Source organism: Paludicola sp. MB14-C6 (assembly GCF_030908625.1).
In the GTDB taxonomy this organism is placed as follows: domain Bacteria; phylum Bacillota; class Clostridia; order Oscillospirales; family Ruminococcaceae; genus Paludihabitans.
The window spans coordinates 401,754-419,326 of the sequence record NZ_CP133133.1 but is presented as its reverse complement, the minus strand read 5'-3'; the positions used below and the strand labels follow the sequence as shown (position 1 = coordinate 419,326).

At 33.3% G+C, this 17,573-nt stretch carries 16 protein-coding genes; all 16 read left to right on the top strand.

Annotated features, from left to right (window positions below):
* Window positions 1-2 precede the first annotated feature (2 nt).
* Window positions 3-1,169 (top strand): Gp37-like protein, encoded by a 1,167-nt coding sequence (locus RBG61_RS01940; protein ID WP_307945186.1) that lies wholly within the window; start codon window positions 3-5, stop codon window positions 1,167-1,169.
* Window positions 1,170-3,359: a hypothetical protein gene (locus tag RBG61_RS01935; protein ID WP_307945185.1), complete on the top strand. Its 2,190-nt coding sequence runs from the start codon at window positions 1,170-1,172 to the stop codon at window positions 3,357-3,359.
* Window positions 3,360-3,371: 12 nt separating this feature from the next.
* Complete coding sequence (locus RBG61_RS01930) at window positions 3,372-3,644, top strand: hypothetical protein (RefSeq protein WP_307945183.1); 273 nt, start codon at window positions 3,372-3,374, stop codon at window positions 3,642-3,644.
* Window positions 3,644-3,784: an antitoxin gene (locus tag RBG61_RS01925; protein ID WP_307945182.1), complete on the top strand. Its 141-nt coding sequence runs from the start codon at window positions 3,644-3,646 to the stop codon at window positions 3,782-3,784. The genes RBG61_RS01930 and RBG61_RS01925 overlap by 1 nt, the downstream gene beginning before the upstream one ends.
* Window positions 3,784-4,275 carry a phage holin family protein gene (locus tag RBG61_RS01920; protein WP_307945179.1) on the top strand — a complete coding sequence of 164 codons (492 nt, stop codon included), beginning with the start codon at window positions 3,784-3,786 and terminating at the stop codon, window positions 4,273-4,275. The genes RBG61_RS01925 and RBG61_RS01920 overlap by 1 nt, the downstream gene beginning before the upstream one ends.
* Window positions 4,276-4,277: 2 nt before the next feature.
* A complete protein-coding gene (locus RBG61_RS01915; protein ID WP_307945177.1) occupies window positions 4,278-5,222 on the top strand; it encodes a peptidoglycan recognition protein family protein in 945 nt (314 codons plus the stop codon).
* Window positions 5,223-5,778: 556 nt separating this feature from the next.
* Complete coding sequence (locus RBG61_RS01910; RefSeq protein WP_307945175.1) at window positions 5,779-5,928, top strand: AAA family ATPase; 150 nt, start codon at window positions 5,779-5,781, stop codon at window positions 5,926-5,928.
* A 172-nt stretch (window positions 5,929-6,100) separates the two neighbouring features.
* On the top strand, window positions 6,101-6,709 hold the full coding sequence (locus RBG61_RS01905) for a hypothetical protein (RefSeq protein ID WP_307945173.1): 609 nt from the start codon (window positions 6,101-6,103) through the stop codon (window positions 6,707-6,709).
* Window positions 6,706-7,563, top strand: a complete 858-nt coding sequence (locus tag RBG61_RS01900) for a macro domain-containing protein (RefSeq protein ID WP_307945170.1) — start codon at window positions 6,706-6,708, stop codon at window positions 7,561-7,563. The genes RBG61_RS01905 and RBG61_RS01900 overlap by 4 nt, the downstream gene beginning before the upstream one ends.
* A 345-nt stretch (window positions 7,564-7,908) precedes the next feature.
* Window positions 7,909-9,264, top strand: coding sequence for an SIR2 family protein (locus RBG61_RS01895; RefSeq protein ID WP_307945168.1), 1,356 nt, complete (start codon window positions 7,909-7,911; stop codon window positions 9,262-9,264).
* 179 nt (window positions 9,265-9,443) lie between these two features.
* Window positions 9,444-11,174 (top strand): site-specific DNA-methyltransferase, encoded by a 1,731-nt coding sequence (locus RBG61_RS01890; protein ID WP_307945165.1) that lies wholly within the window; start codon window positions 9,444-9,446, stop codon window positions 11,172-11,174.
* Window positions 11,167-13,839: a DEAD/DEAH box helicase gene (locus tag RBG61_RS01885; protein ID WP_307945162.1), complete on the top strand. Its 2,673-nt coding sequence runs from the start codon at window positions 11,167-11,169 to the stop codon at window positions 13,837-13,839. Before RBG61_RS01890 ends, RBG61_RS01885 begins: the two co-directional genes overlap by 8 nt.
* Window positions 13,840-14,047: 208 nt before the next feature.
* Window positions 14,048-14,746: a hypothetical protein gene (locus tag RBG61_RS01880; RefSeq protein WP_307945160.1), complete on the top strand. Its 699-nt coding sequence runs from the start codon at window positions 14,048-14,050 to the stop codon at window positions 14,744-14,746.
* Between the two features lie 158 nt (window positions 14,747-14,904).
* Window positions 14,905-15,687 (top strand): FAD-dependent thymidylate synthase, encoded by a 783-nt coding sequence (thyX, locus tag RBG61_RS01875; RefSeq protein WP_307945159.1) that lies wholly within the window; start codon window positions 14,905-14,907, stop codon window positions 15,685-15,687.
* Between the two features lie 120 nt (window positions 15,688-15,807).
* Window positions 15,808-16,698, top strand: coding sequence for a DUF2156 domain-containing protein (locus RBG61_RS01870; RefSeq protein ID WP_307945158.1), 891 nt, complete (start codon window positions 15,808-15,810; stop codon window positions 16,696-16,698).
* The gene (locus RBG61_RS01865; RefSeq protein ID WP_307945157.1) at window positions 16,695-17,573 is read left to right on the top strand and encodes a GNAT family N-acetyltransferase; all 879 of its coding nucleotides are present in this window, start codon (window positions 16,695-16,697) and stop codon (window positions 17,571-17,573) included. Before RBG61_RS01870 ends, RBG61_RS01865 begins: the two co-directional genes overlap by 4 nt.

Here is a 17,573-nt window from a genome sequence, read left to right as displayed (position 1 = left end):
GTATGGCAATTATATTTCTATATAAGGATTTAGCAGAAGGCGAAACATTTGCATTAAATCAGCTCAAAGCCACGAATAAAGCTTTTAATATTCGTTTCACAGAGCATGATTGTGATGTTGGTACTTTTGAATTTAGTTTACCGGCAGATGATCTTTTTTGCAGTCGAATGCAAAAAAATTATATTATCGGCATAGATAATACTTTTTTCGGAATTATAAGGCAAGCAAAACAGGTAATACAGGGCAATCAAAATTATGTTGTTGTGAGTGGGGTAGACTTGAAAGGATACACGCAGCAACGTATTACTGTTTACCCGGCTTCTGCTATTACTTCAGGCTTGCAAGGCTATGATGCTATCAATAATGCGTATACAGAAACGGTTGTAAAGTATTTTATCAATAATAATCTAATAAACCCGAGAAATTCAAAACGAAAGATTATAGGTTTTGAGAATGCTCCTGATTTACACAGAGGGCTTGCTAATGATAAATACATGAGCAGGTTTGAATCATTATCGGAGGTTTGCAATAAGAATCTGAGTGTGCAAAACATGGGGTATCGTGTCAATATAGATTTAGCTAATAGCAAACTTCTTTTTGATGTTTCAGTTGGAAAAAACCGAACAGCAAATCAAAGCGAAAACAATAGAGTAATATTCGATGTTAAATATAAAAATTTAATTGACATGGAATATTTCTTCAGTGTACAAGATTACAAAAACATCTTCTACTCCACGTTATCAAAAGCAAGAAATGAGCAAGAAGCTTTGACTTGTATGTATTATAGAGACGGTGAAGAAGAGCCGATTGGTTCGCAAAGGTTTGAAGAGCATTTGAATGTTTCTGTAAATCTTCCTGATGCTGATATCTATACATATATGAAAGAGTATGCTTTAAAAGATGCGAGTAAATATGAAATGGTGGAAACATTGACGGCTTCCGTTGCTGACCGTTACAAATATGGTATTGACTATAATTTAGGCGATTTTGTAACTGTACAAGCTAGAACGGGATTATTTAATCAGAAACTTGCTCAATTGGATGTACAAATTAAATCCATAACACATACTTGGACGGATACAAGGATTGTAAGAACGCTTGGTTTTGGTAACGGAAAATTGAGTAAGTTTGATATTTTAAAAAGACAAATAAGAAATGGAGGATTCTAAATGGCGACTAAATTTGGCTGGTTTGATGTTCCGCTTGGAGGTGATCCGTTAAAGTACAAATATAGTGCGGATGAAATGAGAGATATTTTCTCTTGTATGCTGACAAACGGAATCGTTCCGGAAGTAAGAAGAGCATCGACAAACAGCGTTGTGCCGATTACGCAGCTAGGAAGTGCTCTATCTGCAAACATTGGGGTGGGATTAAAAGTTACAATCAATATGGGTATTGCTTGGATTAACGGTGCATATTGCATTGTGACAGCTCCTGAACCGGTAGATGTGAGTGCAGGTATTATCAATGATATTGTCTTACGTGTTGACTTAAACGGAACTGATATCATATATGGAGTATTTAGCAAGCCAAGAAGTGCAAGCACAATTCAAGCAGGGCTTACTCGTTCTAGCGGAATATATGAATTGGGTTTACATAGTATCAATGTTCCTGCAGGAGCAACACAAGTTACAAAAGATATGATTACCGACCATCGTTTAAACATGGAGAATGGCCCCGATGGGCTTCCTTGCTGTGGTATTATCGGTAGTATGTTAATGCCTGATGTAGATGCTTGGTACAGACAAGCTACACAGCAACAGCAAGATTGGTATAAAGAATCGCAACGCATTATTGATGATTTAGTTGCAATGGTAATACCTGATGGATCTATTAGTGAATCCCAATTGAGTACTGATGTTAAAAACAGGCTTCCAATCAACCTCGCACACGTAAAACAAGGCACAGTACACGCTTTTACCGGCTTAAAAAGTGCAACAGGTAAATTGTCATGCATTGCAAGCACCACAGCGCCATACGTTACGGGTGATACGGCAACTGTTGACGGTGTGCCTTATACTATTGTAACTGCGAACGGTGAGCCGTTAGAGGATAATGCGTGGGTAGCTAATAGAGATATACCTGTGCTTGTTGATACGGTGGGTAACAAGCTGGGTTTTAAGTTGGGGGGAGGTTCAAGCAAAACAGTATTGAACCTATTTTGCCAAAGTGCAGAGCCCCCTGTAAAAGAGGGTATATGGATTCAAACGGCAAATAAATTTAACCAAGTTGCATTTGATAAAACAGCATGGGAAAAAGGAACTTGGATAAATCCAGATAAGACATATGCTAATTATCCAACTCAAACGCAGTCACAAGATGCTTACTTCTACAATAATAAAATATTTTATGTTGATAATCAAAGCGGTAAAATAAAAAGTTATGATGTTACAAGTAAGACATTTACACAACATCCAGCAATGCCTAAGACACTTTCAGATTTCTCTACTTGTATGTTTGAAAACAAAATAATTTGTTGTGGTGGACTTAATTCGGAATATTCAAGCATTACGGTATTCAGCTTTAATATGGACACATTAGTATGGTCTAGTATGTCAGATTTATTAAACAGTAGTCACTATGGCTGTTGTATTGTGTATAAAAACAAATTATATGTTTTTAATAATTTAAAAAGCGGTGGCAATTATGCATTTTATCAAGGAAAATTAAACATAACTGATTTAGAAACGGATGCTAAATCTTTGATAACGATACCAGTAAATGGTTCTAACAATATTTATGTAGTATCAGTTTTTGAATATGAAGATATAATTGTTCTATTTGGATTTTCAGATAATTACGGAACTCCGTGGTCTTGTTCTTACAATATAACAACAAATGAATTTACATCGTGGGTTACTTCTCCTATTGGCACACCGCCACATAATTGTTTTGATGTAGGTAATTATGTTCACCTAATTAGTTCTTGTCCTAATCAGTATGTTCCAAGTGCTAATTATACAAAGCATTGGATTTTCAACAAATCATCAAAAACATACACAAAGTTAGCTGATATTCCAATTACGAACCCTGGTTCACATGAAATCGGTAATGGATTAGTTGCAATAATGTCTAGTGATAGAATTTCACTTTGTAATTGTTATTCAAATAATGCTCTACTAAGAGATTGGCGGTCATACGCAATTCAAAGTAAAGCATATACAGACAAAACGTTAGTAATAATACCAAGTGATTTGGGGTACGCAACACAATTATTTAGTGATAAACGTATCTTAAATACCTATGCAGGTAGAATGTTGAGTTATTTCTCAAATGCGTGGCTGTATACTGACAATGAACTTCAAGGATATCCTACATACTACGGTAACGGGACGAGTTGGGTAAAATTTAAAAATTAGGAGGAACATATTATGACAAAAGAACAATTGAGTTATGAAATTATCAATGATGGTAGGGGGTATTTAATTAAACTTGACGGTACACCATGGATACTGCAAGACAATTATATTCCTTATCCAAAAGCCACGATTGAAGAGAGCGCACAAGCTCACATTGAGCAAATTCTCATTGAAGTAAATAAACCACCACAGCCAAGCAAAGAAGATGAAATTGCACAACTAAAAGAGCAAGTTGCATTGCTTGAATCAGCAGTAGCAGAACTTGCGTATGGAGGTGCTAAGTAATGAGTTATTTACTTAGGGTAACAATCAATGTAATCAAACGAAGGATAGCCGAAGGCGAGAAGCTGGAAGCTATCCTTCTTGATTATCCTCGTTTATCTAGCGAGGAAATAAATATTATTAAACAGGAGGTCAATCAGTAATGCAAGATTTTTTAATGAGTATTTTAAGAAATCCATTTATTCAAGCTGCCGCAATCATGATTATTTTTGATACCATTCTTGGGCTTTTAAGAGCGGGTAAAGAAAAGAGGTTTAACAGTTCGGCAGGCATCAACGGTGCTATTCGGAAAGTTGGAATGCTAGTATGCATCATCATACTAGCTTTTGTTGACTTGGTTGTTCACATTGATCTATTATTCATGATACCAAAAGAGTATTTGCAGGTCATAGGTATTCAAAAACTAGGTTTGTGCGAGTTCTTTGCTTTGTTGTTTACCGTTTTCGAGTTCATTAGTGTATTAAAGAATATGGTTTTATGTGGTATACCCGTACCTAAAAAGCTCAAAGAGTGGTTAATGAAGTTTTTGAGTGAAATGACTTCGGAATTACCGGTTTCGCAGTCAACTGCAATTGTACAATCACCAAACAAAACAAAAGATGAAATTGATAAAAGTATTGTGAAGGAGGAATAGTTATGAGTAACAGCCCATTAGTTAATTACACTAGATTATCACCAAACTACGGAAATCCGAAAAGCGGTATAAACAGAACTGGTAAAATCAAAAAAATTACGATTCATCATATGGCTGGTGATGCAAGCGTTGAAACGCTAGGAAGCATATGGGCGAAATCTTCAAGAGGAGCTTCGTCAAATTATGGGATCGGCTCAGATGGCCGTGTTGGAATGTATGTTGAAGAGAAAAATCGTGCTTGGACAAGCTCTAGCCCCGACAACGATAATCAAGCAATTACAATTGAAGTTGCAAACGATGAAATCGGTGGGAATTGGCACGTTAGCGATAAGGCACTTACTAAGCTAATTGATTTATGTGTTGATATTTGCAAAAGAAATAACATTGAGAAACTTGTTTATACTGGCGATAAGAGCGGTAACCTTACAAGACATAATATGTTTGTAGCTACTGCTTGCCCCGGTCCTTATTTACAATCAAAAATGCCTTACATAGCGGATGAAGTAAATAAAAGATTAGTTCAAAGGCCAATATCTAGTGATGAGTATGTTGTGCAGCCGAATGACTCTTGGTGGAAGATTGCTGCACAGCAGATGGGTGATGGCTCAAAGTACAATGAGCTTGCAGCTTACAATGGTAAGACTACTTCAAGCGTAATTCATCCGGGCGATAAGTTGAAGATTCCATGCACGACTTCTGCTGCACCAACTCCACCACCGGCCCCATCAAAGCCACATGCAGGACAAAGAGTCGAATTGCAAAGCATTGGACTTTTTACAACTGCATACTCAAGTGTAGCTGCACGTAAAATCAGCGGCACATATTATTTATACGATGGCATTTTAACAAATGGCCGTTACCGTATTACTAATTCACCAAGTAGAGTGAATAAACAGCCATTAGGTGTTAATGTAACCGGATGGATTAACGCAGGTAATGCACAATAGAATATGATGAAATGAATAGCCCTCTGCCAAACGGTAGAGGGCTATTTTTATGCCTAATTTTAGTTAAATATGTTGTTTTATTTTGGCTTTGGGTATATAATGATTAAGAAAATGTGAATATGTTTTATTATATTGTAATCATGTATAGCTGAAAGAGTAAGCTTAGGCTTGCAAAGCAAGGGATGCAGAGTGCAGTGCCAACTGTAGTTTTAGGGCTTATAGTCTATATTCTGATTGGTTTTCTATTTGACTGTTTGAAAATGAATGGCTTGAAAAACAAGGAGGAATTGCCTATGAAAACTAAGACAAAATATTATTTTTCTGTTTGCTTTAAATCTATACTGTTTTCAGTGTGGACTATGGGCGCTAATCTAATGGCTAGCGCTTTGCAAGCCTAAACTTATTGTTTCAAAAATAGGGATAAATAATCTAGCTTCAAAAGCTAAAAATCTTTCCAACTTGTAATAAATGAACATTCTTAAGTAATGAAAGAGTATACCTAATAAAACCAATATTTATGATAACATTAAGTAAATATATGAGATGGAGGATTTTTATGTTACAAAGAGTAAGCGTTAAAAAGTTATTTGGTAGATTCGATTATGACATAGATATGAAATCTGATGGTGTAACAATATTAACTGGACCTAACGGATTTGGCAAATCAACAGTTGCAAAAGCTATTGAGTATGTTGCCGTTCATTGAAAACAGGAAAATTTTTAACGTATCATGTCGATATCGGTACTGCTGACACAGAACATATACCGTCGTTATGGGCATACCAACCGATTTGAAAGATTTCTAAACAATTCTAGTTTCTATTAACTACCTTATGTTGCTAGAAAATACTAAAATAATTAAAAGGAGCGTAATTCGTATGAGTAAGCAAGTTTACATCAGCGCTGACTATGATCAGTTTAATGGTGATCAAAATGTAGTAAATGAATTGAATAAATGGGGAGCGGATAATCTCCATAAAGTCGAATTCGTTGATATGTCGAAGGTATCGTCTGGTAGTGTGGCTAATAGCGATGATTGCCGTTTTTGTGATTTGAAAGACGAATTTAATCGCCAAATTAATGCTTCGTCGGCTGTGATTTTTGTTGTGGGCGATATGACCGATTCTCGAACTGCAGGAAGCGGATGCGAACGTATGTCTAAAGAACAAGGGCAGTGTACTTGTACACCATATAAGCAAAATACCAACGGTGCTAAACAGTGTAAAGTTACCAGTGTTTTCACGCCTGGCGAGAATGACAATTACGGAAACATAAATAAGTGTTCTTACCTTCGTCATGAATTTGAACAGTCTAAAAAAAAGAAAAAAACAATTATTATCGTATATAATTCTACACGCAATGAATCAAATTGGCTTCCCACATATATGAACGGTTATGAAAACTTTGCGAAACCATTTTGGAAAATAGATGCCAATGGGAAGAAAGTTGGAGACTATTCATACATAAAAGAGGTACTTGGATTTTGATTAATTTCATCGTAAAGAGTGTTGTTATGGCATTTGCTATCGTCACAGGAATATTTACCTTTGCGCCGGAGGCGTTGTTTGGGAAACATGAATGGATAACACAAAAGGCTCTTGAACAAAGCAAATGCTTTGCTCGTTTAGATGCTCAAGATGTCAACATTATAATTTCTCGTCTTGTGTGCTTTTTGGTTGTCTGGGTTATAACATTGTTGCTATATGTGGTTTTTCTGAAACTTCGTAGATGGATTACAATCAAAGGTCAAAATTATTCAATTAAAGTAGAGTATGGAAATATATTTGAAACGAGCAAATGCAAGCGAGTAATCAATTTTGATGAGTGTTTTACAACACAAGTAGGAAACGCAACGGCAGATATAGATTCAGATTCCATATGCGGCCAGTATTTGGAATTACATCCAGATTTAGATGTCCGGCAGTTGATTAAAGCCGCGCAAATTATACCAGCACGTAGCAAATCAAAATATCAGCATAAAACACGGTATGATTCAGGAACCATAGTCCCGAATGGCGATGACTTATTGATGGCTTTTGCAAAATTAGATGAAAAAGGTAAAGGCCGATTCTTTTCTCGTGACGAGTATCTTATGTGCTTGGATTTGTTGTGGAAGGAATTAGAGAATAACTATTCTGAAAAAGATGTATGCGTACCTGTATTAGGCGCAGGAACAACGTCGTTTGATGGTGGATCAGGAGCTTCAATATCACAGCAAGAATTACTTGACATGATGATTTGGTCGTATAAATTAAGTTCTCATAAAATAAAACATCCCCATAAGTTACGTATCGTTTGCAGAAAAATCAGTGGCTTTTCCATCAATAATATAGAAAAATAATCAACGATATATTTAACTGAATATTGGAAACTACAACTCAGTATATCAATATAAAGACTCCGCCTGGCATGGCTGAGAAATTAAGTAGAATGTAGTGTTATGAGTAGCACAATTTTTTCGCTAATTCCAGTTTATCAAACTTCTAGTTATGCTTATGATAACCATAATATTACGTTTAATGTATATAACCTATTCTGCCCTCTACTGTTTAGTAGAGGGCAGTTTTATAACTAATTTTAGTATAATATGTTGTTTTATTTTGGAATATAATATATAATTAAAAAATAATTTATGATTATTTAATGTATGGTTAATAACATAATATAAAAATGGTGGTGCGAATCAATGAAACCAATTCAAAAGGAAGAAGTCTTTAAATTGTTGTGCAGTGCTTCAATGCAAGGCACTTTAGGATTGTTTGCTGGTTCAGGTTTAACTAAAGCATTATTGCAAAATACCCAAGTGTATAAAGCCTATTCATGGCAAGAGTTACTTGAAAAGTGTTGTGAAGAAATGGATATCGAAACAGATATTCTTAAAGACAAAGGATCATATCCAGAAATTGCTTCAAAAATATGTAAAAGATATTCAGTTAATAATAAAAAAGATTTTAAGGTATCAGTTTCAGTACTGAAAAGAACAATAGCTAAACTTGTTACTGCATATCCTAGTGCAGAGACTAAGGAACAGTACTCTAAATATTTTGAAAAGCTAAACTTTAATTGGGTTGTAACAACAAATTATGATACTATGATAGAATCTTTGATTCCAGAATCGGCACTTTCATTATGTCCTGAAGACAGTTTTAAAAAAACAATAAATCTAACACCAGTGTATCATATTCATGGAGTTAAAAGTAATCCTGAAAGTATTATTATTACAAATGAAGATTATGTTTCTTTGTTTAGGCCTAATGATTATAGACAATCACGGCTACCATTTTTATTCAAAGAATCTACGGTACTAATGGTTGGTTATGCCTTTGGAGATATAAATGTTATTTCTGCAGTCGATTGGAGTAAAAATGTATATACAAATTTAATTGAAGAAAATTCTTCTTCAATTATTCAACTTTTGTATACAAAAACTCCCCAAAAAGAACCTTATTATGATTCGGATGGTATTATCATCTATGAAACAAAAAGTATAGAGTCTTTCTTTAAAGAATTATTTGCTAGTTTAGACAAATTCAATATGGAGCATAGTGATGAAGTTGAAAAAGTTAAAAGCAAAATGTCTTATTTAAATACGAAAACGGATAAAATTTTTTCAAATTTTATTGATAATAAAGATGACCGTATTCAAATAATTGAATTTATTGGAAATCTGCCAACCGAATATAACTATATTTATACTAGTTTTACTAAATTTATAAGAGAGGTGATGCTTTATAACATAAATCCTTTAGATTTTAATCCTAGTTTTGAATCAATTAAAATTCAACTGGAGATATTGCTTGATATTATACAATATATCAACTACAAGAACATGACAATAGACTTTTTTCAGCTTGTGGCTGATCATTTAGAGTCCTTATCATTTTATATAGGTAATTCAAATGGAAAAGCTCATGATGCATATGATATGTGGAAAGAGAGAAAAAAAGATATCCCATCAATTACTTTAGATGAACTAAATAAGTATGCAGCTGTTAAGCAAGGTGGTCATACACATTTAAAAGGATTGCTTGAAATTGAGTGAGCTTAGTAATGCTTATATGTAAATTAAATTGTTGTTTATTTAAAAGAGATGTAAATTACACAAGAATTGATTTATTATACCGAAAATGTTATTATGAAATACAATCATATGTTTGTAAATAACATATGAAAAGCCAAATTGTAGTTGTAGAAGAGTAATACAACAGGAGGATACCCAAAATGAACAATAACCAAAAGCTTGAATTAACATGGTATGGTAAAGAAGAACCTATAAATGTTGAACCTCGATTACTAATTGAAAATACAGAACTTTCTTATAATGTTGATACCGAAAATGGTATAACTGATAATATTTTAATACATGGAGATAATTTACTGGCATTGAAAGCATTAGAGTCTAAGTTTTCTGGGCAAGTTAAATGTATTTATATCGATCCTCCATACAACACTGGTGCTGCATTTGAGCACTATGATGATAACTTAGAGCATTCTATATGGCTTAAATTAATGAAAGCAAGGCTTGAGATTCTAAAAAAATTACTTGCTGATGATGGCTTAATATTTGTTCAAATAGACGATAACGAACAAGCATACTTAAAAGTAATGATGGATGAAATTTTTGGAAGAAATAATTTTGTAAACTGTATCTGTGTTAAAATGTCAGAAGCGTCAGGAACAAAAATGGCTCATGTAGAAAAGAAGTTACCAAAATTAAAAGAATTTATATTAGTATATAAGAAATGTTCTATTAAGTTAAACGAAATTAAGATACCAAAGGAAAAGTGGGATAAAGAGTATAAGTCTGTAATACTTGGAATTACTGAAGATGAGCTTAAATATATCAAAACCATAGCTTCTAAAGATGATAGAAGTGAAGATGAAGTTTTAGAATGTAGAAAGATTTTAGATAAGGCTACATATACATCTTTATCAAATTTATACCAGGAAAATAATATAGTTAATCCACAAGAGAAAATAAATTTTAATTATAAAAATGCTTATCGGATCTTTCAAACTGTATCTATGGGGAGTGGCACAACTCAAAGTATAAATGATTCCAGAAAAGAATATTGTAAAAATGTTTTTTTTCCTCATATTACATCTAAGAAAAAGATGTACATAATACGAGGAGATTATGATATCAATATGCGTAAACCTCGTATCCAAGTATTATTTGCTGATGAATACTTAGAATATAATCCGTGTGATTTATGGACAGATATAAAAACTACTGGTTTAGACAATGAAGGAAACATAAACTTTAAAAATAGTAAAAAGCCAGAAAAATTAATTGAACGAATATTAACATTAGGTTCAAGAGAAGGGGATCTTGTTCTTGATAGCTTTTTAGGAAGTGGCACAACTGCTGCAGTTGCCCATAAGATGAGACGTCGATGGATTGGTGTTGAAATGGGCAATCATGCATATTCACATTGTAAAGTTAGACTTGATAAAGTTATTGCTGGCGAAGATATGGGTGGAATAACTAAATCAGTTAACTGGCAAGGTGGTGGTGGATATAGATTTTACGAACTTGCACCATCTCTTATCAATAAAGATGAGTTTGGTGAGCCTGTAATTAACACAGAGTACAGTGCAGATATGTTGGCATCTGCTGTTGCTTTGCACGAGGACTTTAAATTTCAGCCTGATAATAACTTATTTTGGAAACAATCTGTGGGTAATGAGAATTCTTATCTGTTTGTAACTACTCGCCATTTAAATATTGCGTATCTTGAGTCCATTAAAAGCACAATGGAAGAAAATGAATATCTTATTATTGCCTGCCGTTCATTCGATAAAAATTTAGAAAAACAATACTCAAATATTACAGTTAAGAAAATACCTCAAATGTTATTGACAAAATGCGAGTTTGGAAAACATGACTACAAATTAAATATAATCAATCCACCAGTATATGAGGACGAGGAGGAGATTTGTAATGAGTAATTTTGAATTTTCTCAATATACCACCGACTATATTAGCGGAGTTATGTCATTAAGAAAGCCGCAAAAAGACTCATTAAAACTACTTGAAAAAATAGTAAATGGCATTACTTTAAACAAGTCTATGGACTTAGAAGCAGTTCTCCAAACAGTACATACTATTGCACCAATATGTACGGACTTTGAAAGAGATTTCATGTCTTTGACTTTTGCATTAGCAACAGGTGTAGGCAAAACTAGGTTAATGGGAGCTTTCATCGCTTATTTATACACACAACATGGTATTAAAAATTTTTTTATTGTTGCACCAGGAACGACTGTTTATGACAAATTAAAAAGAGATTTAAGCGATCCTTCCAACCATAAGTATGTTTTTAAGGGATTAGGATGTTTTAGTAAAGCACCAAAAGTAATTGCAGATGACGAGTATCGTGATAGACAAATTTCTATGTATGACTCCGATGTACATATCTTTGTGTTCAATATTGATAAATTTAATAAAGAAGACTCTCAGATGAAAAAAATAAATGAAAATCTCGGTGACTCTTTTTATCAGGCACTTGCTAATTTACCTGATTTAGTTTTAATAATGGATGAGTCACATCATTATAGAGCTGAACAAGGATCAAAAGCTTTAAATCAATTAAGACCGCTTATGGGATTGGAATTAACTGCTACACCTTTGGCCAATGTGAATGGAAAGCAAGAGCCTTTTAAAAATGTTGTTTTTGAATATCCACTTTCAAAGGCCATCGAAGACGGATACACAAGAACTCCATTTGCGGTTACTCGTTCTGATATTGATTTTTACAATTTTGGTGATGAACAGCTTGACAAAATGATGTTGCTTGATGGTATATCTTGCCATGAAAGAGCAAAAAACCATCTTAAAGTTTACGCTGATAATCATAAAGATAAAAAAGTAGTAAAACCGTTTATGCTTGTAGTATGTAATAATACTGATCATGCTAACTGGGTGGAAAAGTATATTAAGTCCAAAGAGTTCAAAAATGGTGATTATACGAATAAAACTATTACCATTCATTCCAAGAAAAGTGGAGCGGAAAGTGATTTCAATACTAAGTTATTACTTGAGGTTGAAAGTGCGGACAACCCTGTAGAAATTGTTATTCACGTAAACAAGCTGAAAGAAGGCTGGGACGTAAATAATCTATATACTATTGTTCCATTGAGAACTGCTGCATCGAAAATTTTGCGTGAACAAATGGTGGGCAGGGGACTAAGATTACCATATGGCGAACGCACAGGAGACAAAGAAGTAGATGCTGTTATGCTTACCGCACATGATAAGTTTGAAGATATACTGAAGGAGGCACAGAAAGGCGATTCTATTTTTAAGGCAGGAAATGTAATTAAAGCTGAAGAAATGGAACCTGAGTTTACGGTTTGCACACAACTGTCTCTTGATATGGGGAAAGATGACGAACTAAAACAAGCATATGAGCGTACAGGAATTTCAAAATGCGATAATATGGATTTCGTATTCAAAAAGGCGAATGAAATGATATCAGAACAAGTCTTTGAATATATTAGTAACACTTCAACACATATCGTAACTAAAGAGCAACGTACTGAAATTACACAAAAAATAGTAAGTCAGCTAAGTGATGATAAAGATTTAGGAGATGTATTTAAGCAAAATAAATGTCCATTAACGGCATGGTTACTTGAAAAAACAGAAACAACACATCGTGCCGCTTTGAATAAATTTATACCTATACCTCGTATCAAAGTTACAGATGCTGGAGTAGAGGAATATTGTTTTGTAGATTTTGACATCAATTTAACTCAATTCACTCATGTGCCAATTTCAAATGACCTACTAATACAGAACTTAGAGGATATGTCGGACCGTGAAAGAGTAAAAGGAAGCCATATAGATTTTGACGGTTATTCACCAACTCATGTTATATTGCAACAATTGAGAATGAAACCTGAAATTGATTATGAAAAATGTTCCCAATTACTGTATAAGCTAATTACACAAGTTTGCAACCATTATAAAGCTTTATACAGTGAAAATGGTATGAAAAACGTTGTTATGATGAATAAGCGTGACATTGCTAATAATATTTATACTCAGATGATGCAACATTTTTATTGTGAAAACGGATTCTTAAAAGAAGAAGTAATATCTACCCGAAATTATAATTTGCGTCAAACATATACTTTTACTGAGAGAAAAAACTTATATGAAAGTTACTCTGGAAATATTCGCACAATACTGTTTGAAGGTATTAAATACGGTGTATTTAATACTGCCAAATTTGACAGTAATCCTGAACTTTTGTTGGCACGTATTTTAGAAAGAGATGCAAGTACTGGAGATGTAATTAACTGGTTACGTCCTGCTAAACAAGAATTTAATATTACATATAATCATGGCCATCAATATGAACCGGATTTTGTTGTTGAAACAGAAGATACAATTTATCTTGTCGAAGTCAAGGGCGAAGATAAAATAAATGATCCTAATGTTATTGCGAAGAAAAATCGTGGCATAAAGTACTGTAATATAGTATCTGAATGGGGAAAAGCAAACAACTATAAAAAATGGCAGTATCTATTTATTCCTTCTATGCAGTTACATGAAAATACTTCATTCAAGCAATTAGAGAAGCTATTTGTTGAATTGAATTTAAGTTGATTTATTTTAAATAGTTATTTATTTGCATATAAAAGGTGATAGAGTAGCACTCTGTCATCTTTTATTTTATAATAAAGAGATTTTGCTTATTAAGAAAAAATTAACTTACACGGAAATACTGTAGTAATATTGTCTACTTTATGATATAATCTAATAGTATTAAGTAAGACAGTACTTCCAACTTGTGCAATGCTCTGATAAGGATTGCTTGGAAGACCTACAAGTTTATTTCACACCAATAAACCAAGCTATTATTGATCAAGCAATTGGCGTTAAAGTAAGATGTGTAAAAGTATATACAGTTCAAATGGCCGTTGAACCAGTACCATTTAACAAAGGATTTTATTCAGTTGATATGAAGTTTTACTTCTTAGTAAAACTAGACTGCATGAGAGCAGGTCAAACTTGTCCGGATGCTGTTGAAGGTATAAGTGTATTTTGTAAAAAAGTTATTCTATACGGTAGCGAAGGAAGCGTAAATACATTTACTTCAGATGTTGTAACAACGAATGGTTCTACCTGTGGCTTTAGCTGCTGCGATGAAAATGCTCCTAGAGCAAGTGTTTCTGTTGTTAATCCAATTTGTTTAGCTTGTAATTTATGCGATGCACCTAATTGCCTAAAACAAGTTACTTTTAACTGTCCAAAAGAAGTTGAAGATTTATTCGATGATGAATTTAACACATATAATCCAATTAAAGTGGTTTATATTAGTATCGGTTTATTCTCAATTGTACAATTACAAAGAAGTATTCAAATGATGGTACCAGCATATGATTTCTGCATTCCAAACAAAGAATGTGTTGCTACGAATGATGATCCTTGCGAAATCTTTAAGAAAATTAAATTCCCTGTAAATGAATTCTTCCCTCCAAAATTAGGCGAATGCAGCTGTGGCGAAGATTAGATGAATAACAAAACTGAATAGAAAGAAACACTTTACTTAAAAATCAATAGATGGAATAAAAAATAAATACTTACTTATATAGCGTGAAAGGGGCAATCGCCCCTTTTCGCTAAGAAGTTAAAGATAAAGTAATTATAAATTCTGAAAGGAATGAAAATATGAAAGTCACATTACTCTCTCATACACCCAATCCGGAAAAAACAATAGCGTGCGCAGCAAAACTTTGTTACGCCAATACAACAATAGGTGATTTATATGATGGACTAACGGACGAAAAAGCCGAGAACTTTGTTCAAATGCTTTCTACAATAGGCCATGAAAGTCCCATTGAGCACGTTAGCTTTACTTTTGGAATTGAAGGCGTTTCAAGGGCATTTTTAGCTCAAATAACAAGACATCGTATAGCCTCATATAGCGTACAAAGCCAACGTTATGTTAAAGAAGATAAATTTGCGTTTGTTATTCCACCAGAAATAGAAGCAGATGAAACGGCGAAAGAATTGTTCTTAAACGCTATGGATGCTGATATTGAGACTTATCGTAAATTAACTGAAATACTCTCTAAGAAACATTATGAAACCTTCTTAAAAGAAGGACAAGCAGAGAAAGAAGCTAAACAAAAAGCAGAAAAAAAGGCCATAGAAGATGCACGTTTTGTTTTACCAAATGCTTGTGATACACAAATGATTGTTACAATGAATGCAAGAAGCTTATTAAACTTTTTTCAACATCGTTGTTGCAATCGTGCACAGTGGGAAATAAAAGCTGTTGCTGATGAAATGCTTCGTTTAGTATGTGAAGTTGCGCCGACTCTATTTTCTGCTGCCGGACCGAATTGCTATAAAAAAGCTTGTCCTGAGGGTAAAATGTCTTGCGGCAAAATAACTGAAATGAGAGAATTTTATACCACTCTACATGAAAACGCTGAAAAAAGAAAATAAATTTAAATTCATAACTCATTTAATAATCGTTAATAGTCCAAGTATAGATGGATAGTACATATCTGTGGTATACTATATAAAAAAGGAAATGACAGAAGGTATGTTTGAGGAGTATTGAGAATGTCAAATATAGAATTTAAAAATATAACACTAGAAGATAAAAAATGGATTGATCCAATTGTACAACAATGTGACTTTATGTCTTGTGAGTATACGTTTGGAAATAATTTCATTTGGAAAAACACATATCATGTTGAAGTGGCAAATGTACATGGCTTTTATGTGGCTGCGGTTTTTGAAGATGGAGGCGTATCATTTTTATATCCGGCAGGAAAAGGTGATGTGAAGCTCGTTATTGATGAATTGCTAGATTATTGTAACAAGAATAATTATGAGTTTCATATGCACAGCTTACAAGAAGAGTGTAGAGCTGAATTAGAAACATTGTATCCCGGTAAGTTTATTTTTGAAGAAAATAGAGACCATGCAGACTATATCTATACTACTGAGGATTTAATTAACTTAACGGGTAAAAAATATCATGGAAAAAGAAATCATATTCGAAGATTTAAAGATAATAATTGGTGCTTTGAACCAATTACTGAACAGAATATAAAAGATTGTATGGATATGAGTCGTCAATGGTGTATCTTAAATGATTGTGGTCAAGATGAAAGTAAAAAAGCTGAATCATGTGCAGTTAGAAGAAGCTTTGAATACTTTAAGGAGTTGAATTTTTTCGGTGGATTATTGCGTGTTGATGGTAAAGTTGTAGCTTATACTATTGCCGAAAAATTAAATGACAAAACTGTTGTTGTTCATATAGAAAAAGCATTTTCAGATATTCAAGGCGCATACCCAACCATTAATCAAGAATTTGTGACTAATATGGAAAGCAGTTATAAATATGTTAATCGTGAAGAAGATTTAGGCGTAGAAGGGCTAAGAAAAGCCAAATTGTCATATTATCCATCTATATTGTTGACAAAATATGGAGTTAGATTAAAATGAGTATTGAAGTAAAGCATCCTCAGCCACATAATGTGTTAGCTATGAAAAAAATCTGGCAAACATGTTTTGGCGATGATATGAGTTATATTGATTTCTTTTTTGAAAGATGTTTTAATCCGGAACACGCATTAGTTGCTTATTATGACTATAAGCCTGTTGCAATGATGTTTCTATTGCCAACTTCACTTAAAATCTCTGAAAAAGAATATATGGGTGCTTATATTTATGCAGTTGCAACAAAACCTGACTATCGTGGTATGGGAATTATGAAGTTGATGGAACAAAAGGCAGTTGAAGTCTCAACTAGTAAAGGGATAAAATATTTATGTTTGGTTCCACAAACGAAGTCTTTATATCATATGTATGAGAAAATTGGTTATAAAACAACATTCTATGTTACACAAAAAAAATATATGCCTTTAGGAACTCCAAATTCAAGCGAAATTATGATTGAAAACTGTAATAAAATTGAATTTACAACACTTAGAAAGAAGTTTGTTCATCAATTAAATTCATTTGTTGAATTTGATAATGAATTACAGGAATATCGATTTGAGGAGTTCGTTCATACAGGAATTCACATATTAAAAGTTACAACTACAAAAACAGTTGGATATATTGTTGGCTATCAAGAAAAGGATTGCTTTGTAGTAAAAGAGACTTCACTTGATAAAGATGATTTAACGAAAGCAATGAATGTTCTTGTGCAAAAATTCAAAGTAACTTTTGTAAAAGTAAGAGGGCAAAAGGGCGTAATTGATGAAATACTTCCATTTGGAATGTATAAGTCTTTAAGTCCAGAAATAGATGACATATATGTAAAAGCAAAAAATCCTTATATGAATTTAATGCTTGACTATTTTGAAGGAGAATAA